Annotated in this window: 19 protein-coding genes; 9 read left to right on the forward strand and 10 right to left on the reverse strand. The window is 60.3% G+C overall.

From position 1 onward, the window contains the following. Positions 1-55: 55 nt before the first annotated feature. A complete protein-coding gene (locus ACEW8N_RS18800) occupies positions 56-1,225 on the forward strand; it encodes a TraB/GumN family protein (RefSeq protein ID WP_373501401.1) in 1,170 nt (389 codons plus the stop codon). A 28-nt stretch (positions 1,226-1,253) separates the two neighbouring features. Here the strand turns inward: ACEW8N_RS18800 and ACEW8N_RS18805 are convergent, their stop codons facing one another. The 7 genes from ACEW8N_RS18805 to ACEW8N_RS18835 form a co-directional block, all read right to left on the reverse strand. Further along, a complete protein-coding gene (locus ACEW8N_RS18805) occupies positions 1,254-2,825 on the reverse strand; it encodes an ASKHA domain-containing protein (protein WP_373501402.1) in 1,572 nt (523 codons plus the stop codon). Then, entirely contained in the window at positions 2,822-3,568 is a 747-nt protein-coding gene (locus ACEW8N_RS18810; protein WP_373501403.1) for an NAD-dependent deacetylase, read from the reverse strand. Before ACEW8N_RS18810 ends, ACEW8N_RS18805 begins: the two co-directional genes overlap by 4 nt. Then, on the reverse strand, positions 3,565-4,407 hold the full coding sequence (locus ACEW8N_RS18815; RefSeq protein WP_373501404.1) for an MBL fold metallo-hydrolase: 843 nt from the start codon (positions 4,405-4,407) through the stop codon (positions 3,565-3,567). Before ACEW8N_RS18815 ends, ACEW8N_RS18810 begins: the two co-directional genes overlap by 4 nt. Positions 4,408-4,629: 222 nt before the next feature. Then, positions 4,630-5,475 (reverse strand): 50S ribosomal protein L11 methyltransferase, encoded by an 846-nt coding sequence (locus ACEW8N_RS18820; RefSeq protein ID WP_373501405.1) that lies wholly within the window; start codon positions 5,473-5,475, stop codon positions 4,630-4,632. Then, positions 5,468-6,145, reverse strand: a complete 678-nt coding sequence (locus tag ACEW8N_RS18825; protein ID WP_373501406.1) for a CBS domain-containing protein — start codon at positions 6,143-6,145, stop codon at positions 5,468-5,470. The genes ACEW8N_RS18820 and ACEW8N_RS18825 overlap by 8 nt, the downstream gene beginning before the upstream one ends. Positions 6,146-6,195: 50 nt before the next feature. Next, a complete protein-coding gene (locus tag ACEW8N_RS18830) occupies positions 6,196-7,146 on the reverse strand; it encodes a histone deacetylase (RefSeq protein WP_373501407.1) in 951 nt (316 codons plus the stop codon). A gap of 25 nt (positions 7,147-7,171) precedes the next feature. Beyond that, positions 7,172-7,921 (reverse strand): AAA family ATPase, encoded by a 750-nt coding sequence (locus tag ACEW8N_RS18835; RefSeq protein WP_373501408.1) that lies wholly within the window; start codon positions 7,919-7,921, stop codon positions 7,172-7,174. A 560-nt stretch (positions 7,922-8,481) separates the two neighbouring features. Here ACEW8N_RS18835 and ACEW8N_RS18840 point away from each other — a divergent pair. Then, complete coding sequence (locus ACEW8N_RS18840; protein WP_373501409.1) at positions 8,482-9,636, forward strand: acyl-CoA dehydrogenase family protein; 1,155 nt, start codon at positions 8,482-8,484, stop codon at positions 9,634-9,636. Between the two features lie 269 nt (positions 9,637-9,905). After that, positions 9,906-11,609, forward strand: coding sequence for an ABC1 kinase family protein (locus ACEW8N_RS18845; RefSeq protein ID WP_373501410.1), 1,704 nt, complete (start codon positions 9,906-9,908; stop codon positions 11,607-11,609). A 9-nt stretch (positions 11,610-11,618) separates the two neighbouring features. Here ACEW8N_RS18845 and ACEW8N_RS18850 read toward each other — a convergent pair whose 3' ends face one another. Next, positions 11,619-13,136, reverse strand: coding sequence for a sigma-54 interaction domain-containing protein (locus ACEW8N_RS18850; protein WP_373501483.1), 1,518 nt, complete (start codon positions 13,134-13,136; stop codon positions 11,619-11,621). A 341-nt stretch (positions 13,137-13,477) separates the two neighbouring features. Between ACEW8N_RS18850 and ACEW8N_RS18855 the strand changes: the two genes are divergently transcribed. From ACEW8N_RS18855 to ptsP, 5 genes are all read left to right on the forward strand, one after another. After that, positions 13,478-14,692: a sugar kinase gene (locus tag ACEW8N_RS18855; RefSeq protein WP_373501411.1), complete on the forward strand. Its 1,215-nt coding sequence runs from the start codon at positions 13,478-13,480 to the stop codon at positions 14,690-14,692. Positions 14,693-14,699: 7 nt separating this feature from the next. After that, complete coding sequence (locus ACEW8N_RS18860) at positions 14,700-15,401, forward strand: phosphoribosylanthranilate isomerase (RefSeq protein WP_373501412.1); 702 nt, start codon at positions 14,700-14,702, stop codon at positions 15,399-15,401. A gap of 16 nt (positions 15,402-15,417) precedes the next feature. Continuing rightward, positions 15,418-16,449: a zinc-dependent dehydrogenase gene (locus tag ACEW8N_RS18865; protein WP_373501413.1), complete on the forward strand. Its 1,032-nt coding sequence runs from the start codon at positions 15,418-15,420 to the stop codon at positions 16,447-16,449. Between the two features lie 63 nt (positions 16,450-16,512). Continuing rightward, positions 16,513-17,316 (forward strand): class I fructose-bisphosphate aldolase, encoded by an 804-nt coding sequence (locus ACEW8N_RS18870; protein ID WP_373501414.1) that lies wholly within the window; start codon positions 16,513-16,515, stop codon positions 17,314-17,316. A gap of 240 nt (positions 17,317-17,556) precedes the next feature. Beyond that, entirely contained in the window at positions 17,557-19,851 is a 2,295-nt protein-coding gene (gene ptsP, locus ACEW8N_RS18875; protein WP_373501415.1) for a phosphoenolpyruvate--protein phosphotransferase, read from the forward strand. Positions 19,852-19,986: 135 nt separating this feature from the next. On the opposite strand, the gene ACEW8N_RS18880 is transcribed toward ptsP, so the two are convergent. Continuing rightward, positions 19,987-21,021, reverse strand: coding sequence for an HD-GYP domain-containing protein (locus tag ACEW8N_RS18880; RefSeq protein ID WP_373501416.1), 1,035 nt, complete (start codon positions 21,019-21,021; stop codon positions 19,987-19,989). 381 nt (positions 21,022-21,402) lie between these two features. Continuing rightward, on the reverse strand, positions 21,403-21,807 hold the full coding sequence (locus ACEW8N_RS18885; RefSeq protein WP_373501417.1) for a universal stress protein: 405 nt from the start codon (positions 21,805-21,807) through the stop codon (positions 21,403-21,405). A 280-nt stretch (positions 21,808-22,087) separates the two neighbouring features. On the opposite strand from ACEW8N_RS18885, the gene ACEW8N_RS18890 reads away from it, so the two are divergent. Then, positions 22,088-22,816 (forward strand): UDP-2,3-diacylglucosamine diphosphatase, encoded by a 729-nt coding sequence (locus ACEW8N_RS18890; RefSeq protein WP_373501418.1) that lies wholly within the window; start codon positions 22,088-22,090, stop codon positions 22,814-22,816. Positions 22,817-22,889 lie beyond the last annotated feature (73 nt).

Consider the following 22,889-nt stretch of genomic DNA (forward strand, 5'->3'; position numbering starts at 1 on the left):
CCGGAGGATACGACCGCGTCATATTCATTACGAACGAATGAGGAATTATAGCATAATGGAAGTAAACCTCAACAGGAATGTCGATCGCATCTTCACCGCCGACAAGGAAATCCTCCTGGTGGGAACGGCCCACGTCTCCAAGGAGAGCGCCGCCCTGGTCCGGGAGGTCATCGAGGCCGAACAGCCCGACACGGTCTGCGTGGAACTCTGCGCATCCCGATACCAGGCCATCCGAAACCAGGACCAGTGGCGGGAGATGGACATCGTCAAGGTCATTCGGGAGAAAAAGGCCTTCCTCCTCCTGTCGAACCTGATGCTGGCCGCCTTTCAAAAGCGGATCGCCCAGAAGCTCGACGTCACCCCCGGCCAGGAGATGCTGACGGCCATGGAAACGGCCGACGCCATCGGGGCAAAAACCCACCTGGCCGACCGGGACATCCGCGTGACTCTCTCCCGGACCTGGCGCATCATGGGCTTCCGGGACAAGGTGAAGGTCCTGTTCCACCTCATCCTGTCCATGGGGGATCTGGGGGAGATCAGCGAGGCGGACGTGGAGCGGATGAAAGACCAGGACATCCTGGAAAGCCTGCTGGCGGAGGTCGGCAAATCCCTGCCCGTCCTGAAAACCATTCTCATCGACGAGCGGGACCTCTACCTGGCCCAGAAAATCCGGACCGCCCCCGGAACCAAGATCGTCGCGGTGGTCGGCGCGGGCCATGTGCCCGGCATTCGCGCGAACTGGGAGAAAGAGATCGATATCGCGGACCTGGAGAAGATTCCTCCCAAAGGCCGGTTTTCCGGGGTGCTCAAATGGCTGCTGCCCCTTGCGATCGCGGCCATCTTCGCTTTCGGATTCTATTACGGCGGCGCCGAGGCGGGCACCCACATGGCCCTCTCGTGGGTCGTCGCACACGGTATTTTCGCGGGAGGCGGCGCCCTCATCGCCCTGGGTCACCCGGCGACCATCGCCTCGGCCGTGCTGGCCTCGCCCCTCACCTCCCTCAACCCCATGGTGGCGGCGGGCTGGGTTTCGGGCCTGGTCGAAGCCCTTATGAAAAAGCCCAAGGTGATGGACTTCGAGGACCTGTCCAAAGACATCCTCTCCGTCCGGGGTTTCTGGCGCAATAAGGTGACGCGGGTCCTGCTCGTGGTGGTCTTCACCAACCTGGGAAGCTCCATCGGCACCTTCGTGGCCATTCCGCTCATGGTCAAGGTGCTGGGGTGACGCCGGGAGCATTCTCGGGAACGCGATATCAGCCCCAGACCTGGACGGACGGGAATAGCGACGGCTCGGTGTGGGGCAGGAACCTGGCCGCGCTGAAGCGGTTCATGAGCTCCTGGTTGACGTTGAGTTCGATGTAGGTGATCCGGTCCCGGATGCGGTCCATCTCGGCCGTACAGTCGTCGAGGGTCAGGGCCAGGGCCGCCCCGCCCAGGGAGCTGTTGCCCAGGGGCCGGTAGCATTCCATGGGAAGGTCCGGGATCATGCCGATGGTGATGGCCGAGCGGGGTTTGATGAACGAACCGAAGGTGCCGGCCACGTAGAAGCGGGTGAGGTCCCGGGGGGTCATCCCCACCGAGAGGGTGATGGTCTCCAGGATGGTGTACATGGCCGCCTTGGAGCGGATCAGGCTGTCGATGTCGGCCTGGCTCATCATGAGGGCCCGGCCGGTGGCCGAATCCGCCGCCGGGACCACGATGATATGGTTCATCCCGTCGATGACGGCAAGGTTTTTCCCGCACTTTTCCGGCACCAGCTTCCCCCGGATATCGAGCATCCCCGACAAGAAGAGATGGGCCGCCAGGTCGATGATGCCCGAGCCGCAGATGCCCCGGGGCGGGAGGCCCCCGATGGTTTCCCAGCGGAACCGCCGGGTTTGGCGGTCGACGGTCACCGTATCGATCACCCCCGGGGCCGCCATCATGCCCATCCGGGCCACGCCGCTCTCCAGGGCCGGTCCGGCCGCGCCGGCGCAGGCGATGAGCCAGTCCCGGTTGCCCAGGATCACCTCGGCGTTGGTGCCCACGTCCACCAGGATGGCCGTCTCCTCGATCTCGTTCATCCCGGAAAAGAGAATCCCGGCGATGAGGTCGCCGCCGAAGTAGCTCCCGACATTGGGAAACACCAGGACCCGGGCCCGGGGATGGATCTCGAGGCCCAGCTCCGAAGCCGGGATCGGATCGGGGGTGTTGACGGCGGGGATGTAGGGCTCCCGGATGATCCACCGGGGCGGGATGCCCAGGAAGAGGTGGCTCATGGCCGTGTTGCCGGCGACGGTCGCGAGGTATACGTCCGCGGGCGAGAAGCCCGCGCGGGCGCACAGGGCCGCGATGGCCCGGTTCAGCCCGCCGATGACCATGGCCTGCATCCCGGCCAGCCCCTCGGCCGCATCCGCATGATGGATCCGCGCAAGGACATCCGGACCCACGGCGATCTGGGGGTTGTCGAAGGCATCCTCTTCCAGGGTCCGGCCGGAGGCCAGGTCCACCAGACGGAGGACGATGCGCGTGGTTCCGAGGTCCACCGCGAGGCCGGCCATGACCCGGGGGGCCGCCGGGTCGGCCATGCCCAGGAGCTGGTGGCCGTACCGGTCCTTGAAGAGCAGGCAGCGGGCAGAATAGCCCCAGCTTCTGAGGGCCTCGGGGATCTCTCTCAGGAGGGGGAGGTCGATCCGGACCCGGTCCGAATCGAGCCGCCGCATCAGGGCCCGCTGCAGGCGGTCGGCGTCGGCCGTATTGTCTTTTAGGCTGGGGGGCGTGAGGCGGACCGTCACCACCCGGCGGTTCTCCCCCGCCGAGGGGGGTGCCGGCGCAGGTTCGGTCATCCCATGCTTTCCAGTTCCGACACCAGGGCGTTCATGACATCGCCGGCACCGCCCCGGATCAGGTAGTCGCTGACATATCCGGTGAGGGGGGTCCGCTCCGGGTTGATCTCGATGATTCTTGCCCCGGTCTCCCGGGCGATGACGGGCATGGTTGCCGCGGGATGGACCATGGCCGAGGTGCCCACCACCATCATGACATCGCACCTCATGGCGAGCTGCCGGGAGCGCTGGAGCGCCGCGGGGGGGATCTCCTCCCCGAAGAAGACCCAGTCCGGCCGCAGGACCCCGCCGCATGCGCAGACCGGAGGAAGACTGGAGATGTCCACATCCCGGGTCCGCTTCTTCCCCCCGCAGTCCATGCACCGCTGCCAGGCGCAGTTGCCGTGAAACTCCAGAACGTCCGTGCTGCCCGCCATCTGGTGAAGCCCGTCGACATTCTGGGTGATGACCGAGGCAAGGAGCCCCATGGCCTCCAGGCGCGCCAGCCCCTTGTGCCCGTCATTGGGCGCGGCGCGGTCGATGATCTCCTTGAGGTCCCGGATCAGGACGCGCCAGACCTTGCCCGGATCCTTCTCAAAGGTGTCGATATGCCCGAATTCCATGGGATCTACCCGTTCCCAGATGCCGCCCTTTCCGCGAAACGGCGGGATGCCGCTCTCCACGGAGATGCCGGCGCCCGTCAAGGCGACGGCGCATTTCGAGGCCAGGAGATCCTCCGCGGCCCGTCGAATCAAATCCATCATAACGTAAACTCCATATCCGTGCCCACGGCGAAGCATTCGAGGGATTTGCCGCGGGCGTCGATGACTTCCCGGCATGCCGCGACGATGCCGTCGACCTCCGGGTCCGTGCGGTCCTGGTTGAGGTGAAACAGGCCCAGGCGCTTCACCCCGCCCTCAAGCGCCAGCTCCAGGGCGTCTATATAGGTGGAGTGCCCCCATTTGCGCCGTTCGAGGTACTCCTCGGGGGTGTACTCCGCGTCGTGCATGAGCAGGTCGGCGCCTGCGACGAAATCGAGGTATCTGTCGTAGGTCACCCCGCCGACGTGCGGGTATCGCAGCTCGTTGTCCGTCAGGAACACAAAGGTCCTGCCGTTTTCGGTGAACTTGTATCCCATCCCCGTATTGGGGTGGCTCAAGGGGATCGCCTGGACAGACAGGGGGCCGATATTGAAGGCGACGCTGCACTGGATATCCTCGGCATAGGAGACCCTGGCACTGGTTTCGCCGTAGGGCACGGGAAAGTAGGGCGGCGCCATGACCTTGGAAAGCATCGTTTCCACGAATTTGGAATAGGGGCACCGATACATGCGGAGCTGCGTCCGGGAAATGTAAATGGGCTTGAAAAAGGGAAACCCCATCACGTGGTCCCAGTGGGCGTGGGTGAAGATCATATGGTATTCGTAGCGGCCTTCGGCCACCAGATGGCGGCCCAGCCGACGGATGCCGGTTCCCGCATCGACGATGATGATGTCCCCCGCCTGGTTGCGGATCTCGATACATGTGGTATCGCCGCCGTACCGAATGTACTCCTTCCCGGATACGGGAACGGATCCCCTTGAGCCCCAGCATCTGATAAACATAATCACCCTTGACGGTTCCGTAAAAAGGCCGATATCTGTGTTACGCTTCATCCCTCGTCACTGCGGCGTACTGCAGGTACTTCTTCATTCCTCGGGATTCGCAAGACTTGATCTCGGCTTTTTTACGGAACCGTCTGAAAATCGACTTGTTACGGGGGTATCTCCCTTTGCTTCGGAAACGCGGCAGCCCCGTCGTCCCCTGGAGATGCCGCGCCGCCCTTTTCAGCGGCGAACCCTTCCCAAATAGGTATGCCAGATCCCGTCGTGCCGGCGATGCTCCACGATCTCGACGGGGCCTCCGGAAAGCAGGCGCCCCACATCGGCGGACTGGCTCCGCAGGAGGCCCGACAGAATGACCCACCGCTTGTTGAGAATGGCGCCGGATGCGAGCAGGCGGACCATCACATCGTAATGGATGTTGGCGATCATCAGGTCCGCCGGGACATCCGCCATCTCAACGGCATTCCCCTGAAACGCGAGAATCCGGTCTTCCAGGCGGTTCAAGGCGATGTTCCGCCGTGCGGTCCGGACCGCCAGAAGGTTCAAATCAAAGGCGAGCACCCGCCCGCACCCGGCCTGGGCCGCGGCCAGGGCAAGCAGCCCGGTCCCGGTCCCGACATCGACGGCCGTTGAAATCGGGGCTTCCCGGCAGACCCGCTCGATAAGCTCCAGGCAATCGCGGGTGGTGGGGTGGGTCCCCGTGCCGAAGACGACCCCGGGATCCAGGATGAGCCGTTCCCGGGACCGGTCTCCCGCCGACGGATCCCAGGGGGGAACGATGTGAAACCGCCCCGCGGAAAAACCCGTGAACCGCTCTCCCAGCCAGTCTTCATACCGCATCTGGTAGGAATCCAGGAGCGTCAGCCCGGGCTGCCTTGCGAGCATCCGGACCACGGCGTCCCGTGCCGGCCGGGAGAAGAACAGAAAAGAATACCCCTCCTCCACCCAGTTGCCGATGTAAGGCTCGCCGGACATGCAGGCATCATCGACGACGCCGCCCTCGATGTAGTAAATGTGAAGATCCCGGCAGGGATGCGCTTTCGGGCCGACGTCCAATCGTTCACTCACTTTTCGGCAAACGGTCGAGATGCCAGTCCATGGGATCGATCAGGGAAAATCCCATTTCGACAAATTTCTTCTTGATTCGCCCCACGTTGTTGGTCAGGAGGTACGGAAACACGGCCCGTTTGGTTTCATCCCAGTGCCGGGCCACCAGCACGCTGCCGCACGAGATGTTCTCCTCGGCGATGGCATCCACGATCTTTTTGAGCTGACCGACCTTCTCCTCGACGAGGATCCCCAGGAGCGTGCCGGGCTCTCCGATCCCCAGCACATTGATGAAGGCGCGCATCAGGTCCCGGACGGAGAGGATCCCCTTGAGCTTGTTGTTTTCATCCACCACCGGCAGGGCCCCCACCTTCTTCTGCTGAATGATCAGGAGCGCGTCCTGGATGGTGTGCATCGGCTTCAAGGTCACGGGATTTTTGCTCATGATGTCCCGGGCCGTTATCTTGGCCTGCCGCTCCCGCTCCTTGGCGCTGTCGAAATCGTCCAGCAGGATGGACGGCGTGGCGCTTCGAACATCCCGGTCGGTTACGATCCCCACCAGGGTGTTCTCTTCGTCGGTCACCGGCAGATGGCGAATCTGGTGCTTGTTCAGGAGCGCCCTCGCTTCGAGGAGGCTCGTCTCCGGCCGGATGGTAATCACACCTTTGGTCATCGATTTATCGACAAACATTCATCTCCTCCCATACTTGGAAAATGTTTAATAAGCCTGCCTGAGATCGTCTATCCTTTCAGCAGGATCTCGACATGATTTTTCACGAGTTCGGGGAGCCGCTCGATGTTGTAGCCGCCCTCCAGAACCGACACGATCCTGCCGCCTGCGTATTTGTTCGCGAGATCCATCAGGGTCTCCATGATCCATGAAAAGCATTCCGTGGAGAGATTGATGCCCGACATGTCATCATCTTTATGGGCGTCGAATCCCGTGGAAACCAGGATGAAATCCGGCTCAAAGCGGGAAAAGGCGGGCAGGAGGTCCCGCTCGATCAATGCCATGTATTCCGCATCCCCCTGTCCCGGCAGAACCGGCGTGTTCAGGGTGTATCCCCGGCCGGCGTCCATCCCCTCTTCAAACTCCCGGCCCGTGCCGGGATAGGCAAAAGAGGGGTGTTCGTGGATGGAGTAGTAGAAAACCGTTGGATCGTACTCAAAAATGTGCTGCGTGCCGTTTCCGTGGTGGACGTCAAAGTCGACGATGCCCACGCGGCCCACCCGACACTCATCCTGAAGATACCTTGCCGCGATGGCCACGTTGTTGAAATAGCAGAAACCCATGGCCTTGCTGATTTCCGCATGATGCCCGGGAGGCCTGACCGCACAGAAGGCGTTGTCGATCTCCCCCGCCATGACGCGCCTCACCGTATCGATGACGCCGCCCACGGCAAGGACGGCGATATCATAGGTTTCCCGGCACATCTGGTTGTCTGGATAGTCGAACTCGCACATCCCCATGAGACAGGCTTCCTCGAGCCGCATGATGTAGTTGACGTGATGAACCTGCTCGATATACTTCTGGCTCATGCGCTTTCCCTCGATGAGGGTCAGCTTGGGGAGAAGACCGGCCTCTTCAAGTCCTCTGTAGGCCGCACGAAGCCGATCGGACGACTCCGGGTGCATGCGGCCGGTGTCATGGAGCAGAAACCTTTCATCGTAGAGAAAGCCTGTTCTTTTCATAATCCCCCCATCGTCAAAAGAAGTATTAATCGATGATCTTTTCAAAAATCTCGAAGGCGGCGCGAACGGCCGGATTGTCTTCGGGAATCGTCACGGTCGGCTTTCCCTTGAGGTCGTATTCGTAAACCGTTTCGTCCTCCTGAATGACGCCGGCCAACTGGATGCCGGCGTCGCGGATGATTTCAAGCGCGCCCGGATCGGGCTCCCCCTTGGCCTGGTTCATGATCAGGCAGCACTTTCCCGCGACGATATTCAGATCCTTGGCCAGTTCATTGATCCGCACGGCGGCCTGGATCCCTCTGCGGGAGGCGTCGGTCACCAGCAGGAGCACGTCCACGTTCCGCGTGGTGAGGCGGCTGATGTGCTCCATTCCCGCCTCGTTGTCCATGACGACATAAGGGTAGTTGACCGAAAGCTTTTCCAGGAACCCCGTGAGGATGCTGTTGGCTGCGCAGTAGCACCCCGCCCCTTCCGGCTGGCCCATGACGAGGAGATCGTATCCGTCCTCCTCGGCGATGGCCTCCTCCAGCCGCATGGACATGAAGACATCCTTGGTCATGCCCTCCGGCACACGGCCCTTTTTCATGTCCTCCCGCGCATTGCCCACGGTATCGCGGACCCTGAGCCCCAGCACCTCATTCAAATTCGCGTTGGCGTCCGCGTCGACGGCGAGGACGGGTGTTTTGTGTTTTTCGACAAGATATTTGACGAGCAATCCGGCGACGGTGGTTTTGCCCGTGCCGCCCTTTCCGGCGAGTGCAATTGAATAACTCATGTGCGTTACTTCCTCATTAACGGTTCCGTGAAACGTCCGCTGTCGGGATCAGGCAGATTCCCCGCCGCGACGGCAATGCGCCAGCCCGCCGTATTCGGGGGGGAATGGCAAGCCTTGATCCCGATCTTTTTCAAAACCGGCTTTACTGCAGATTTTTACGAACTTATCCTTTATCGGTGCGTGAATACATTCATGCAATTATGAATAGCATATCATTTTCAACCAATTAAGTCAGGTAAAATTAACAGTCAAGGAACTTTTCCGACAACGGCCGGTTCACGCCCCGCAGGCTGGTTTTTTTGCCGGGGTCGGGAAGCATTCTATTCAGGATCCCGTTTCCTAACGAGCGCTCGAACTTTTTTACGGTGCTCCCGGAAATTCCTTGCATCGGCAGTTCCCATATGCTATTTCTCCAATATTACTGTTAAAATTCAACAGACTAAATAAACGCCGCCAAATCACTGGGGGTCGATTCCGATCCTGAATATCGTTTAACCCTCGGGGCGGGATGAACTGTAATCCCAATCGCGAACATCCAACATCAACCAGGGGGAGGCAACATGGAATTTGAATTGACCAGAGAGCAAATGCGCATTCAGCAGTCGGTCAGGGAGTTTGTCAAAAAGGAATTTCAGAAAGACCTGATCGCGGAGATGGACGAAAAACACGAATATCCCGTGGATATCTGGAAGAAAGCCGCCGAACTCGGGTTTATCGGCATCCATTTCCCGGAAAAATACTCGGGCATGGGATACGGCGTCATGGAAAACATTCTGGTTGCCGAGGAGTTGTGCCGCGGCGATTCCTCCGTCGGCGCATGCCTCATTCTGGCCGATTTCGCCTCTGAGATCCTCCTGCACTTCGGATCGGAGGAGCAGAAATCCAACTGGCTCCCCAAGGTTGCCGAGGGCAAGGTCCTTTCCTGCGGCGCCTTCACGGAGCCGGACCATGGTTCGGACATCACCCGGATGGATACCACAGCCGTCAGGGACGGCGACGACTGGTTGATCAACGGCACCAAGATTTTCATCACCAACGGAGGCCCCCTTGCCGGGTTCTACAGCGTCCTCTGCCAGACGGACCCCGATGCATCGCCCCCCCATCGCGGCCAGAGCCTGATCCTGGTCGAGGCGGACCGGCCCGGCGTTTCGGCCGCCAGCGTGGGGACCAAGATGGGCATCCGCTCCATGTACACGGCGGAGGTCGTCTTCAAGGATGTCCGGGTGCCCGCGGCCAACCTGATCGGCAAGGAAAACAAGGGCTTTTACCAGGTCCTCGAATTCTTTGACGAAAGCCGCATCCTCATCGCCGCCCAAGGACTGGGAACGGCCCAGGGCGCCTTTGACCGGGCACTCGCCTACGTCAAGTCCCGGGAGCAGTTCGGCAAAAAGATCGCCCACTTCCAGATCACCCAGCACAAGATCGCGGATATCGCCACCAAGATCGAGCAGGTCCGCCTTCTGGTCCACAAGGCGGCATGGAACTTCGATCAGGGACGCATCGATCCCAAACTGACCTCCATGGCCAAGATGGCCGCCGGCCGCTGCGCGGTGGAGGTCTGCGACGAAGCCATCCAGCTTCTGGGCGGATACGGCTACATGCTGGATTACGAGGTGGAGCGGTTTGCCCGGGACGCGAAGATCTGCGAACTCTACGAGGGCACCAAGGAGATCCAGAAAAACACCATCGCAAGCGCCATCCTGGGAAAACTGTAATCACGCAGGCCTCCCGACGGGCGCGCGCCCATGTCCCGGGAAGACCCTCCCGGGACATCCGTCGTTTTTTTCCGCCTTGCCTGTAGACTTGGCCATCTTTATGTTATGCTGGTTACGGCTTCGGGAATGACGGTTCCGGAACATCCGATATCCACGCCGCCTGTTTCGCCGCGGGGGACTCTGCCTGCCCATCATGCCCCGGGATTTGAAGCCTTGTTCTCGAACCCTTGACGAAACCGTCTGCCAATCGACCGGTTGTGAGCTTGTCCATGCTGAGTATTCGAAAAATCGGGGCCTTCGGCCGGACCTACCGCCATCTCAACCGGTATCGCCAGATTTTGGGCATCCTCATCAAATACGGGTTCGGGGACGTCATCGAGCGCCTCAACATCGATCAGTATATCGAAATCGGCCTTCAGATGCTTTCCGCCAGCAAGCGGCCCATCCTCCAGACCCATAAGCTCACCCGGGCCGAGCGGGTCCGGATGGCCATCGAGGAACTGGGTCCGACCTACATCAAGCTGGGCCAGCTTCTCTCCACGCGGTCCGACCTCGTTTCGCCCGCCCTCATCGAGGAACTGTCCAAGCTCCAGGACGAGGTGCCGCCGTTCCCCTTTGACGACGTCAGGAACGTTTTTGAGTCCGAATTCCAGCGCATGCCGGAGGAGATGTTCGAGATGTTCGTCCCCGAACCCTTTGCCTCCGCCTCCATCGGCCAGGTGCACAAGGCCACGACCCGCGAGGGGGACATCGTCGCCGTAAAGGTGCAGCGCCCGGGCATCAAACAGCTGATCGAGGTCGACGTCGAAATCATGCTCCACCTGGCCACGCTGATCGAGCACAACATCGAGGAGATGGCGTTCCAGCGGCCGGTCAAGATCGTCGAGGAATTCGCCCGGAGCATCGAGAAGGAGATCGACTACAACATCGAGGCCGCCCACATCGAGCGGTTCGCCCGCCAGTTCCTGAGCATCCCCTCCATCTACGTCCCCAAGGTCTATCGGGAGATCACCACCGAGCGGATCCTGACCATGGAATTCGTGAAGGGAATCAAGGTGTCGCGGACGGAGAAGCTGGCGGAGGCCGGCCTTGATACGCGGCGGGTCGTGGACCTCGGGGCGGACCTCCTCCTCCAGCAGGTGTTCGACCACGGATTCTTCCACGCCGACCCCCACCCCGGGAACATCCTCGTGCTGCCGGGGCACGTCATCTGCCTCCTTGATTTCGGAATGATGGGATCCATCGACCGGTACACCAAGCAGGCCTTCGTAGACCTGATTTACGGGGCCGCCCGTCGGGACGAATTTCGCACGACCCAGGTCCTTCTCCGGATCACCAGCCGGGAGGGGGAGCCGGACGTCCGCATGCTGGAGCGGGATGTGGCGGACATCATGGGCCAGTATCTTTACAGGCCTCTCAAGGACATTAAGGCGAACAAGCTCCTCCACGACCTTCTGGCGCTGACCTCGCGACATCATCTGCGCATCCCGCCCGACCTCTTCCTGATGCTGAAGGCCTTCAGCACCGTCGAGGGCGTCGCCCGTCTTCTCAACCCGGAATTTGACATGGTCGCCAGGGCGCTTCCGTTCATCAAGCGGGAAAAGGCCGCCCGCATGCGCCCCGAACGGATCACCGAGGAGATCCTGGCCATTTCCCTCGACCTGATCGCCTTCCTTCAGCAGTTTCCCAAGGATGCGCTCGAGGTGGTCCGCCTCGTGAAACGCCAGCGGCTCGCGGTGCAGTTCGAGCACCACGGCCTGGAAAAAATGATCGAAACCCACGACCGGATCAGCAACAAGCTCTCCTTTGCCATCATCACCGCCGCCCTGATCATCGGGTCTTCCATCATCGTCATCGCCCGGATTCCGCCGTTGATCTACGGCATATCGCTCATCGGGATCATCATCTTCATCGCCGCCGCCATCCTGGGCCTGTATCTCATCTTCTCCATCATGAGCAAAAAACGCCTGTGAGCGTATCCGCTATCGATAGAGCGCATAGTCGACGCCGTACTTTTTCGCCTTGTACGCCACCTTCCGCACGGTCGTCTTGAGGAGGTCCGCAGACTGGGTGACGTTGCCCCGGGTATTCTTGAAGGCATCGATGATCATCTCCCGCTCCACGCTGGCGATGGCGTCTTCGAGAGAGAGGTCCGGCAGGGTGTCGGACTCCTTTCCGGTCTGGAGGGTCGGCGGCAGGTGGTAGCTGTGGACCACGCCCTCGTCGCAGACCAGGATCGCCCGCTCGATGCAGTTTTCCAGCTCCCGGACGTTTCCGGGCCAGTGGTAGGCCATGAGCATGTCGATGGCCGGCGTGGAAAAGCGGCGGATGTCCTTGCCGTTCTCCGCGCTGTATTTCTCGAGAAAATGATCGGCCAGGAGCAGGATATCGGTCTTGCGCTCCCGGAGGGGCGGCATGTAGATGGGAAAAACGTTCAGGCGGTAGTAGAGATCTCCCCGGAAAGAGCCCTCCTCGACCGCCAGCTCCAGGTTTTTGTTCGTGGCGGCCATCACCCGGACGTCGGTCTTGATGGTCTTCTGACCCCCGATCCGATCGAACTCCTTCTCCTGGAGGACCCGCAGAAGGTTCACCTGTACGTCCGGGGTGATCGACCCGATTTCATCCAGGAAAATGGTCCCTTTGTGGGCCAGCTCGAATTTCCCGAGCTTCTGGCGGATGGCGCCGGTGAACGCCCCCTTTTCATGGCCGAAGAGTTCGCTCTCGATCAGGTTGGCCGGCAGGGCCGCGCAGTTCATCTTGACGAACGGGCTCTTGGCCCGCCGGCTGTTGTAGTGGATGGAATTGGCGACGAGTTCCTTGCCGGTTCCGCTCTCCCCGCGGATCAGCACCGTGGCGTTGCTCTTGGAGACCTGGGAGATCATCTGGAACACCTCCCGCATCTTGTTGCTGTTGCCGATGATGTTGTTGATGCGGTATTTGTTTTCGAGTTCGTTCTTGAGGCGGCGGTTTTCCTCCCGGAGCTGCTCTTTTTCAAGATGGATCTTTTCGAGGTTGATCACGTGCTGGGCGATCATCATGGCGACAACGCTCAACAGCTCCGTTCCGTTGTTGAGGGAATAGGCGGGGTCGTAGGGGCGGTCCACGCTGAGGGCGCCGATGACGATGTTGCCTCTGGTGATGGGCACGCAGAAATAGGAAAATTCCTCCTTGGCCTTCCGGGAGTCGGTGCGGTCCAGGAAGAGGGGCTCTTCGCTGATCTTGGGAATGGCGACGGGCTTGCCGCTTTCGATCACCCGGCCGGTGATCCCCTCTCCCAGCTTGTATTTTCCCCGGGCGATGGCGGTCTGGGAGAGCCCGTGCGCCACCTCGATGCTGATTTCGTTACGGAGCGGATTCAGGATGGTGACCGTCCCCCGGATCATGTCCATGGAACCGGAGAGTATGCCCAGGACTTTGTAGAGGGATTTTCTCAGCTCCAGGTGCTCGTTGAGGGTCTTGCTGATTTCGTAAAGCAGGGTGACTTCCTCGATCTTCTTCATCATGTGTGCGCCAATCCAATCACGTTGCATATTTTCAGGCGGCAACCGGCCGCCGAACAGGTTTTCAAGAGCCTCCCGCAGGCAGGGACAACTGCGCCCATATTTTAGTACAGCAAAACAATTTTGCAATAAATAATTACAAATTTGGCCGGCTTTTCCGGGATCAAGGCGACGCGGCAGAGCATTTTTAAGGACAAGTCCTTGATGATTTCTGTAGCGAAACGGGCGCTATAATGATATTCAGAATATTTTAAATGTTCACCCTCAGCGGCATTGCCCACGCTGGGGTATGGAAGCGTTGATGAAAATGACCGTTAACCGCTAACCAAAAAGGACGCAGGATGGACGTTCAGAAAACTGAAATCAAAAAGAACAAGATCGAAGTCGGCATCATCGGAGGACGTTTCGACAAGGTATCGACGATCCTCGAGGAATTTGAGCCCGGAGACAGACGGTTCATTCATTCTTATGAAAAAATCGGCGTGGCGCCCCGGAAATTGGGCGAGGTCGGGGAACGGGAGGTCAAGGTCAAAGTCCCCGCCAGGCTTCACCCCACGGTTCTGGACATGAACTGTTTCAACCTCAACCGGCCGGGCGGCGGCGGTATCGGGATCAGCATCGCGGTCTATTTCCATGCCAGCGTGAAGGCCATCCAGAAGCCGGTCATCCGGACCTCGGGGGAACGCTCCCTGATCGTCCGGCATTTTGCCCACATCTTCAAGGAACTCCTCGGGTACGAGGGCGGATTCGAGATCGAACTCCAGGACCACAAGCGCCGGCATGTCGGTCTCGGATCGTCCATCGGTTCCATGTGTTCGGTGTGCATCGGCATGAACGAGGTCCTGGGAAGGCCTTTTGCCGGATGGGAACTCCGTAGGATCATGGGCTACCACTCCTGCGAGGAGAGCCCCATGAACGAGGGCTGCCTCCTGCCGGCCTTCGAAACCGGCATCGGCGCCATGGTCGGGATCAACGGCGGATGGGTCGTGGCCAGCGACGATCTTGTCATGGTCCACCGGGTCGAACTGCCCAACACCAAGGTGATCGTCTTCATCCCCGAGGTCAAGAGCCTGGAGGACGAATTCATGGGAAAGGAGACCTCCGCCGAATCCGAGGTGGAACTCCTGCTCCGGCGCGCAAGAAGCCTGGACGCCATGCAGGCCGGCGCCAAGGCCCAGATCGTTCTGTTCGACATGCTCCCGGCCATGATCATGGGCAACCTCAAAAAAATGGGCGACGCGCTCTTTGATCTCTCCTACCTGGGCTCCAAGCGGGCCGAATGCGAGCAGCACGGCGCCTTTGGAACGCCGATCTACAAATATATCAATGCATTCCGCGGAATCGGCGTCGAGATTGCCGGAATGAGCTCCGTGGGGCCGACCATTTTCGCCCTGACCCAGAAACAGGATGTCTACGACCGGGCCATGGCCTATCTGGATTCCCTCAACGTCTCGAAGACCCGGATCATTGAAACCGAGGTGGACAACACCGGCGGGACGGTCACCGAAAACGGGGTTGAACGCTCCTTCATCAACGACAACTGGCTGAAAGGGTAAAGCGCAGATGAAAGACGGCTACAAAGCCAAAATCTGCGGAACGACCAGCATGGCGGATGCCGCCCTGGCAGCCGATGCGGGCGCCGATTTTTTCGGCGTGGTCGTGGAGGTGGATTTTTCACCCAGGTCCCTGTCCGTCGACGACGCCGCGCCCCTCTTCGCGAATCCGCCGATCCCGGGCGTGGCCCTCGTCTTCAGGATGACGGCGGAACGGATCGAGACCCTCATCCAAGCACTCCGCCCCTTCGCGGTCCAGTTCCTGGACCCGGCGGCCGTCCCCTTGATGAAACGCCTGAAAAGCGCCCATCCGGCCGTTGAACTCTGGCAGTCCATCCACCTGCCCCAGGCCGGGGAGGCGGCGGATATGGCCCCCTTCAGGAAAACGGTCGAAAGCTATCTTGAGGCCGGCGTCGACGCCCTCCTGTTTGACACGGTCGCGGTGATGCAGGGAAAAACGAAGTTCGGCGGGACGGGCCGGGTCTCCGACTGGGGCCTCGTTAAAAAACTGATGGATGCCGTCGAGAGCCCTGTGCCCGTCTGGCTGGCCGGGGGCATCCATCCCGGAAATGTGGCCGATGCCCTCGATGCCGTGAACCCCCACGGCATTGATCTCTGTTCGGGAGTGGAGGCCCGGCCCGGAAAAAAAGACCCTGCGAAGGTCATGGCGCTCATGACGGCCATCCGGGAGAAATCAAAGATGAATAAATGATTGGGAGATATGCGACATGAAAGCAGCAGTAGTTCACGGAAAGGGCGACATCCGCATCGAGGAATACCCGACGCCCGCGGCGGGCGACGGCGAGGTGGTTGTCCGGACCAGGGTGTCGGGGATCTGCGCAACCGACATCAAGACCCTCCTCGGCCAGGGCTTGCCGAAGGACCTCCCGACGATTCTGGGGCACGAGGTCGTCGGAGAGATATCCGAGATCGGGAGGGGCGTCGAGGGCCTCCGGATCGGCGACCGGGTGGCGGTGTATCCCATCGCGGTCTGCGGGAACTGTTATTTCTGTAAAAGAGGCCGGCACAACCTCTGCGAACACGAGTTCGGCCTGGCCCACGGCATCGACGGCGGCTTTGCCGAGTATGTGAGGCTCCCGAAGGAGATCGTCAACATCGGCGGCGTCGTGAAGATCCCGGACAGCCTCTCCTTTGAAAAGGCCGTCCTGGCCGAGCCCTTGTCATGCGTGTATGCGTCCCTCAAAACATGTAAGGTGGAACCGGGAAGCGTCGTGGTGATCCTGGGGGCCGGCCCCATGGGACTGATGCATCTGAAAATGGCCAAATGGGCCGGCGCCAGGGTGATTTCCGTCGACCTGCGCGACGACCGGCTGAAAACCGCCAAAAACATGGGGGCGGAAGTCTGCCTGAACGCAAGCGCCGTCGACCACATCGATGAAATCCGAAAGATCACCGGCGGCCGCGGCGCTGAAACCGTCATCGCCTCCCTGGGGATCCCCGGGGTCATCGAGCAGAACCTGAAACTGACGCGAAACGGCGGCACCTTCAATATTTTCGGCGGCCCGCCCGCAGGGCAGACGATCTCCGTGGACCCGAGGTGGCTTCATTACGGTGAAATCAATCTTACCGGAACCTTTGCCGCATCACCGGTACAGTTCACGGCGTGCCTCGATCTCATCGCGCGCAACGAGATGGCGGTGGAAGACCTGATCTCCGACCGGTTCGGCCTCGACAATTTTCTCGATGCCGTCGAACGGGCCAAGAACCAGACCATGATTCGCGGCATCGTCGTTTTCTGACATCCGGGCGGACTGCCTCCAATGCCGCGCACGGCAAAACCCTACAAAAAAGAAGGAACGTCAATGAACGGAAAAGAACGGCGCCTCAGGAATATCCTCAACCGGAAAACCGGCCGCAGCCTTGTGATTGCGGTGGACCACGGCATGGCCCTGGGCGCCATGTCCGGCATCGTCGACATCGCGGGGACCATCAGGGCCCTCGACGCCACCGGAAAAATCGACTGCTGGCTCATGACCAAGGGGATCTACACCCATGCGTTCGACCCGGAGGGCGACCCCGGCGTCATCCTCCGGGCCAGCGGCGGGGCCACCATCGCAGGGCCCGACCTGACCCGCGAGGGCCGGACGGCCAGCGTCGAAGAGGCGCTCTTTCTGGGGGCGGACGCCATGGCGACAACAGCCTTCGTGGGCTCGAACTACGAACACGAGACCCTCATCGGCATGGCGGCCATGGCAACGGAATGCAGGCGTTGGGATATCCCCCTCCTGGGCGTCATCGGCCTCGGAAAAACCAACGAGGAGAAGAAAAAAGACCCCAAATTCATCGCCCTCGGCGCGCGCGTCGGCGCGGAGCACGGGGCGGACATCATCAAGACCTACTACACTGAAACGGATTTCGACAAGGTCACGGCCGGATGCCCCGTGCCGGTCATGATCGCCGGGGGGCCCAAATGCGAGACGGACCGGGACACCCTCGCCATGATCCACGGTGCCCTCCAGGGCGGGGCCAGGGGTATCGTCATGGGCCGGAACGTCTGGCAGAGCCCTCATCCCGCCGCCCTGCTTTCGGCGGTCTACGGATTGATCCACGAGAACATGACCGTCACGGAGGCGGCGGAGCTGCTGGCGCATCTGACCACCGGATAACGCCCAGGCAGGACATCGACCTCCGGGGGCTGCTGATGCCGTCCCTCCTGCAGCTCCCGGAGGATCGCTTTCCGCACGGGGTCCGGCGCGAGGCCGTCCGGCAATCCGCCGGGGAGGCGGCCGCCTGATTTCTGTAAAGTTTGCTTTGACAGCCGAAACTTCATGACTTAGTGTATCTGGTCACGCTGTTTTCCGCCGTTCTTGGCGAATGCTTCAGAATCGCTTTGGAAGGTCCTCTTTATGGCCCGAAAAGATCGAGATCATCTCAACCTGCTGTGCGACATCGGCGACCTTGCGGCGCTGGTCACCGGAAGCCACAACATCGAAACCTTCCTCGACAGCACGGTCAAACTGGTATCCCGGCACCTCGCGGCGGACGTCTGCTCCATCTACCTCTACGATGAAACCTCGGAAGAGCTGGTTCTCAAGGCAACGGTCGGACTCAACCCCAGGGCGGTGGGGCGGGTCCGGATGAAGCCCGGTGAAGGCCTCGTCGGGACGAGCTTCGAGCACCTCAGCCCCATACGGGAAGCGCATGCCAGATGCAATCCCCTGTTCAAATATTTCGAGGAAACCGACGAAGACCGATTTGAATCCTTTCTGTCCGTTCCGATCCAGCGGGGCGCTCAGAGGATCGGCGTGCTGGTGGTCCAGCACGAGGAGGCAGACTATTTCTCCGAACGGGATGTCATGGCTCTGAGGGCCTCCGCGTCCCAGCTCGCCGGCGCTGTTGAGAACGCGCGCCTGCTCATGGACCTTTACGAAGCGACCGGGACGCCTGTGGAAACCCAGGACCATGCCCAGGCCGCCCTGAAATTCATCCGGGGCCAGTCGGCCTCCGAGGGCGTCGCCCATGGCCCCATCTCCTTTTTCAAGAAAAGCCATGTCGCCTTCCTGTCGGGAAACGCCAACCTCTGCAGTCGGTATACGGTGGAGGATTTTCACCAGGCCGTGAACCAGACCTCCCGTCAGCTGGCCGACCTTCAGGCCCGGCTCTCCGAGAGACTGCCTGAAAGCGCATCCCTCATCTTCACGGCCCATTTCATGATCCTGAAGGACCCCAAGTTCATCGACCGGATCGTCCATCAGATATCGGAGGGCGCTTCCCCCCCGGATGCCGTGAGAAACGTTGCGCGGCACTACATCAGTGTCTTTTCGTCAAGCAGCCATGCCTATATCCGTGAAAAGGTCAGCGATATCGAGGACCTGGCGGGCCGCATCCTGAAAAACCTCTTCCGCCAGGGTTCTTCGGAGAGGCAGGAGAATGAAAAAGGGAAGATCGTCGTCGCGGGGGAGCTTTATCCGTCCGAAATCCTGAAGCTGGCGTCGGAGGATGTCCAGGGCATCATCCTGGTCAAGGGCGGCATCACCTCGCATGTCTCCATCCTCGCCCGTTCCCTGAAAATCCCCCTGGTGATCGCCGACCACCCCAATCTCATGGACCTCCCGGAAGAGACCCCGGTCCTTCTCGACGCCAATGTCGGAAACATCTACGTCCGTCCGGACAAGGAGATCCTTTTGCAGTTCGCCGGGCACAAGGCTGCGGGCCGGGTTCTGCCGAAATCGCCCCCCACGGCATGCCCCATCACCTGCACCCTTGACGGGACGCGCATCCGGCTGCTGGCCAACATCAACCTCCTGAGCGAACTGTCCATCGCAAAGGAGCTGAACGCCGAAGGCATCGGCCTCTACCGGACCGAATTCCCCTTCATCGTGCGTCCGACCTTTCCATCGGAAGAAGAGCAGTATCTCGTCTACAAGCACCTCTTCGATGAAATGGCCGGTCGGGAGATCACCATACGGACCCTGGACATCAGCGGCGACAAGGCCCTGGTTTATTCCAACGCCACCAGCGGGAAAAACCCCGATCTGGGCCTGAGATCCATCCGGTTCTCCCTCAGCAACCGCCCCCTGTTCGAGCAGCAGCTCCGGGCCATCCTGCGCGCCGGCGCCGAAGCCGGCCGCCTCCGCATCATGTTCCCCATGATCTCGTCCCTGGACGAATTCCGGGAGGCGCGGCGGATCGTCGATGACTGTCTGACGGACCTCGCCCGGGAAGACCTGCCCCATCACCCCAAGCCGTTCATCGGGATGATGGTGGAGGTCCCGTCGGTGGTGGAGATCATGCCGGCCCTGGGCCGGGAAGCCGATTTCTTCTCCATCGGCACCAACGATTTCATCCAGTACACCCTGGCCGTCGACCGGACCAACGAAAAGGTGGCCGGGTATTACAGGGCCTATCATCCGGCGGTGCTGCGGGGGCTGGCCCGGATCGTCCGGGCCGCGACGGCTGCGGGGCGGGAGATCGCCGTATGCGGCGAGATGGGGCATGAGGCGGAGTACATCCCATTCCTTCTGGGGATCGGCATCCGCACCCTGAGCGTCGGTCCGCAGTTTTTACCCGCGGTTCATGACCGCATCTCGGGCATGCGCCTTCGGGATGCCGAGCGGATCGCCGAAGCTCTGCTGTCCGAGGATACCCTGGCCGGGGCTTTCAGCGTGCTTGAAGCGCAGTCAAAATTGATGGATTCGTAAAAAGTCGATTTTCAGACGGTTTTGTAAAAAGGTCGAGATCAAGGCCTGCGAATCCCGAGGAATGAGGCATGCTGTTGGTGCGCTGCAGTGGCGAAGGATACGCGTAACGCAGATATCGGCCTGTTGACGGAACCGTCAAAATTCGTCGGCGCGATTCCCGCTCTCCCGAAAACGCTCCCTGATGGCCTGCCATTCAAACTCCTGACGCACAAACCCCTCGACAATCCGGGGATCGAACTGGGTTCCGCTCTTTTCCAGGATGATCCTCCTGGCGGTTTCGTGGCTGAATTCATCTTTGTAGGACCGCCGGCTGGTGAGGGCGTCATAGACATCCGCCAGGGCCATGATGCGGGAGGAGAGGGGGATGTCCTCCCCCGAGAGACCGCAGGGGTATCCCGAGCCGTCCCACCATTCATGATGAAACTTGGCGATTTCATAGGCAAACCGGAGGTACGGGGTCCCGTTCTTCTCGTAGAGTTCCTCGAGCAGATCGCCGCCGATGGTCGTATGCATCTGCATCTTTGCCCATTCTTCGGCGTCGAGCTTCCCGGGTTTGTGCAGGATGCAGTCGGGGACGGCGATCTTGCCGATATCGTGGAGGGGACTCACGAGGGCGATTTCATCGGCGACGCTCAGGTTCAGACGGTATTCGGGATGAGAGATCGCAAAATCCCGCGCCGCGATGCGGGTGAACCGCCGGACCCGTTCCAGGTGATACCCGGTCTCCTCACTGCGAAACTCCATCATTTTGGCCATGGAAAAGATCAGGGCGTCCTGACCTTCCAGGCGAAGCAGACGGGCGGCGCCCTCCAGGCGGAGCCTGACCTCGTCCAGGAAGATCGGCTTGGTCATGTAATCGTCGGCCCCGTTGGACAGTGCGTGGATGAGGGATTTCCGGTCGATCATCTGGCTCAGGACGATGATGTAGATATATCGCCCGTCTTCGCTCCGAATCCTGGAAATCAGATCAAACCCGCTCATCCGGGGCATCAGAAGGTCGGTGATGACGATGCGGATTTCGTGGTCGCCGGCCAGTTTTTCCAATGCCTGAATACCGTTTTCGGCTTCTTCCACGGCGTATCCGTCGCCTTCGAGCCGGGTGCGAAGCAGGATACGCACCATGGGGTCGTCGTCAACGACCAGTACCTTGTAAAGTTTGTTTGGCTCCATCAGGTATCCACCGGATTCTCAGATTCCAGACGCCAAAAAGGGTCCGTTCATTTCCCCCCGGGAAATCGCCCTGCAAGCATCGATCGATGTCGATCCGCCCGATTAATGCATATCTAAGGCATATTTCGCGCCATGCTTCCGGGCATGCGGCGCATCACGGTCATTACTATAGTAATATCCTTTTGATGTCCATAGGTAGAAATACCTATTTTGTGTCATGAAGGGATCTTCGGGATGTGACAGACTCGGCCATGTTATATTTATCTTATTGTTTTTAATAAAATTTATTGTCAAGAAGGGAAATCCATCGCAAATTCAAAATAAATGTCGCACCGGACGGCCTTCCGGCCGATGCCGATGCGCCACGGAACTACAATCGGGTTATTTCACCGTAACCACCGGACAATGGGCTTCCAGGATCACATGCCGGGCATTGGACCCGAACACCATCTTGCTGACCCGCGAGCGCCGCCTCACGCCCATGATGATTTCATCCGCGCGGCATTCCTCGGCGAACCGGACAATGTCTTCTCCGGGACTGCACCCGCGGACGAGCAGGTGCGTCTCGAACGGAACGGACCGCTCCCGGCAGAATTGCTCCGCATAAGCCAGGTCCTGCTCCGCCGTCTGGATATCCTCGCTGTCGATGTCCGCTCCGCCCTTGAGGGACCGAACCAGCACCACCTTGCCTTTGAAGGCTTCCGCATGTTTCACGGCCAGGCTGAGCGCTTCATTTGCGGCTTTTGAGCCGTCAAAGGCCACCAGAACGATCATTTTCTCCTCCATTGTTCTCCCTTTTCCTGCGGTTTCCCTGTCGGCCGTCATAATATCGGCATCAGGGAATCCATTGGCCCATGAAATATTTTTGTTAACAGATGTCGTTTCACGCGGTATACTGCAACAATTCTACCGTACTGTTATGAAATAATCAAGATAACCCCCGATGAGATCATATGGACGTATCGAGGCTTCACGCCGCCTGCACCCTGCCCGTCCAGCAGGCCGCCGCGGCACGGCCCGGTGACGGCGGCCCCGCAACAATCCGACATGCCGGAATCCAATCCCCATGATGCTGATCACCGACGCCCATGTCAACACTGCCGCGGGCACCCACCGCCCCTTTTTCCGGATGCTGGACGCCCTCGGTAAAACCTCGGAAGACATCGTTTTCATGGGCGATATCTTCGACCTGTGGATCGCCCTCCCCGGCTACGAGGAGGCTGCCCACACCCGTTTTCTCTCTTGGTGCCGGGAGCAGAAAGCCGGCCGGAAGATCGGATACATCGAAGGCAACCACGAGTTCTTCCTCGCCGAGGAGAAAGCGGACGCCTTCTCCTGGGCGACCGCCCGGGCCGTTCTGGCCGACGGCAGGGGCAATCTCTTCTGCCACGGGGACTGCATCAACCGCCGGGACCGGAACTACCTCCGGTTCCGGGAACTCACCAAAAACCGCGCCGTGAAGCAGATCCTCCGCATCCTGCCGTCAGGACCCTTCTGGGCCGAAACCATCAAGAAAAAACTGAGGCATACCAATCAGGCCTTCCGGTCGGCCCTGCCCCGGGAGGAGATTCTTCGCTTCCTGTCGGCGGCGCGGGCTTTGGGCCTGAAAAGAATTTTCGTCGGCCATTTTCACCAGGAGGTTTTTTTCCGCTGCGGCGACACCCACCTCCATATCCTGCCGGACTGGATGACCACCCGAAGGATCACCCGGTTCAACCGGCGGACCGGCCAGGTTTCCCATTTCCGCTGGGAGGCCCTGGACCGGCATCCTCCTCTTCCCCGGAAAATGGGTTGACTTCCCGAAGAATTTTCGTTACCCTATCCTCGGAATTGCACTAACCAACTGCCGAATATCATGCGCGTGCACG

Origin of the sequence: Desulfococcus sp. (genome assembly GCF_041737845.1) — a bacterium.
In the GTDB taxonomy this organism is placed as follows: Bacteria; Desulfobacterota; Desulfobacteria; order Desulfobacterales; family Desulfococcaceae; genus Desulfococcus.

Coding starts and splice junctions, on each gene's coding strand:
- ACEW8N_RS18800 (WP_373501401.1), top strand. CDS start 56: ATGGAAGTAAACCTCAACAGGAATGTCGATCGCATCTTCACCGCCGAC.
- ACEW8N_RS18805 (WP_373501402.1), bottom strand. CDS start 2,825: ATGACCGAACCTGCGCCGGCACCCCCCTCGGCGGGGGAGAACCGCCGG.
- ACEW8N_RS18810 (WP_373501403.1), bottom strand. CDS start 3,568: ATGATGGATTTGATTCGACGGGCCGCGGAGGATCTCCTGGCCTCGAAA.
- ACEW8N_RS18815 (WP_373501404.1), bottom strand. CDS start 4,407: ATGTTTATCAGATGCTGGGGCTCAAGGGGATCCGTTCCCGTATCCGGG.
- ACEW8N_RS18825 (WP_373501406.1), bottom strand. CDS start 6,145: ATGTTTGTCGATAAATCGATGACCAAAGGTGTGATTACCATCCGGCCG.
- ACEW8N_RS18830 (WP_373501407.1), bottom strand. CDS start 7,146: ATGAAAAGAACAGGCTTTCTCTACGATGAAAGGTTTCTGCTCCATGAC.
- ACEW8N_RS18835 (WP_373501408.1), bottom strand. CDS start 7,921: ATGAGTTATTCAATTGCACTCGCCGGAAAGGGCGGCACGGGCAAAACC.
- ACEW8N_RS18840 (WP_373501409.1), top strand. CDS start 8,482: ATGGAATTTGAATTGACCAGAGAGCAAATGCGCATTCAGCAGTCGGTC.
- ACEW8N_RS18845 (WP_373501410.1), top strand. CDS start 9,906: ATGCTGAGTATTCGAAAAATCGGGGCCTTCGGCCGGACCTACCGCCAT.
- ACEW8N_RS18850 (WP_373501483.1), bottom strand. CDS start 13,136: ATGAAGAAGATCGAGGAAGTCACCCTGCTTTACGAAATCAGCAAGACC.
- ACEW8N_RS18855 (WP_373501411.1), top strand. CDS start 13,478: ATGGACGTTCAGAAAACTGAAATCAAAAAGAACAAGATCGAAGTCGGC.
- ACEW8N_RS18860 (WP_373501412.1), top strand. CDS start 14,700: ATGAAAGACGGCTACAAAGCCAAAATCTGCGGAACGACCAGCATGGCG.
- ACEW8N_RS18865 (WP_373501413.1), top strand. CDS start 15,418: ATGAAAGCAGCAGTAGTTCACGGAAAGGGCGACATCCGCATCGAGGAA.
- ACEW8N_RS18870 (WP_373501414.1), top strand. CDS start 16,513: ATGAACGGAAAAGAACGGCGCCTCAGGAATATCCTCAACCGGAAAACC.
- ptsP (WP_373501415.1), top strand. CDS start 17,557: ATGGCCCGAAAAGATCGAGATCATCTCAACCTGCTGTGCGACATCGGC.
- ACEW8N_RS18880 (WP_373501416.1), bottom strand. CDS start 21,021: ATGGAGCCAAACAAACTTTACAAGGTACTGGTCGTTGACGACGACCCC.
- ACEW8N_RS18885 (WP_373501417.1), bottom strand. CDS start 21,807: ATGGAGGAGAAAATGATCGTTCTGGTGGCCTTTGACGGCTCAAAAGCC.
- ACEW8N_RS18890 (WP_373501418.1), top strand. CDS start 22,088: ATGATGCTGATCACCGACGCCCATGTCAACACTGCCGCGGGCACCCAC.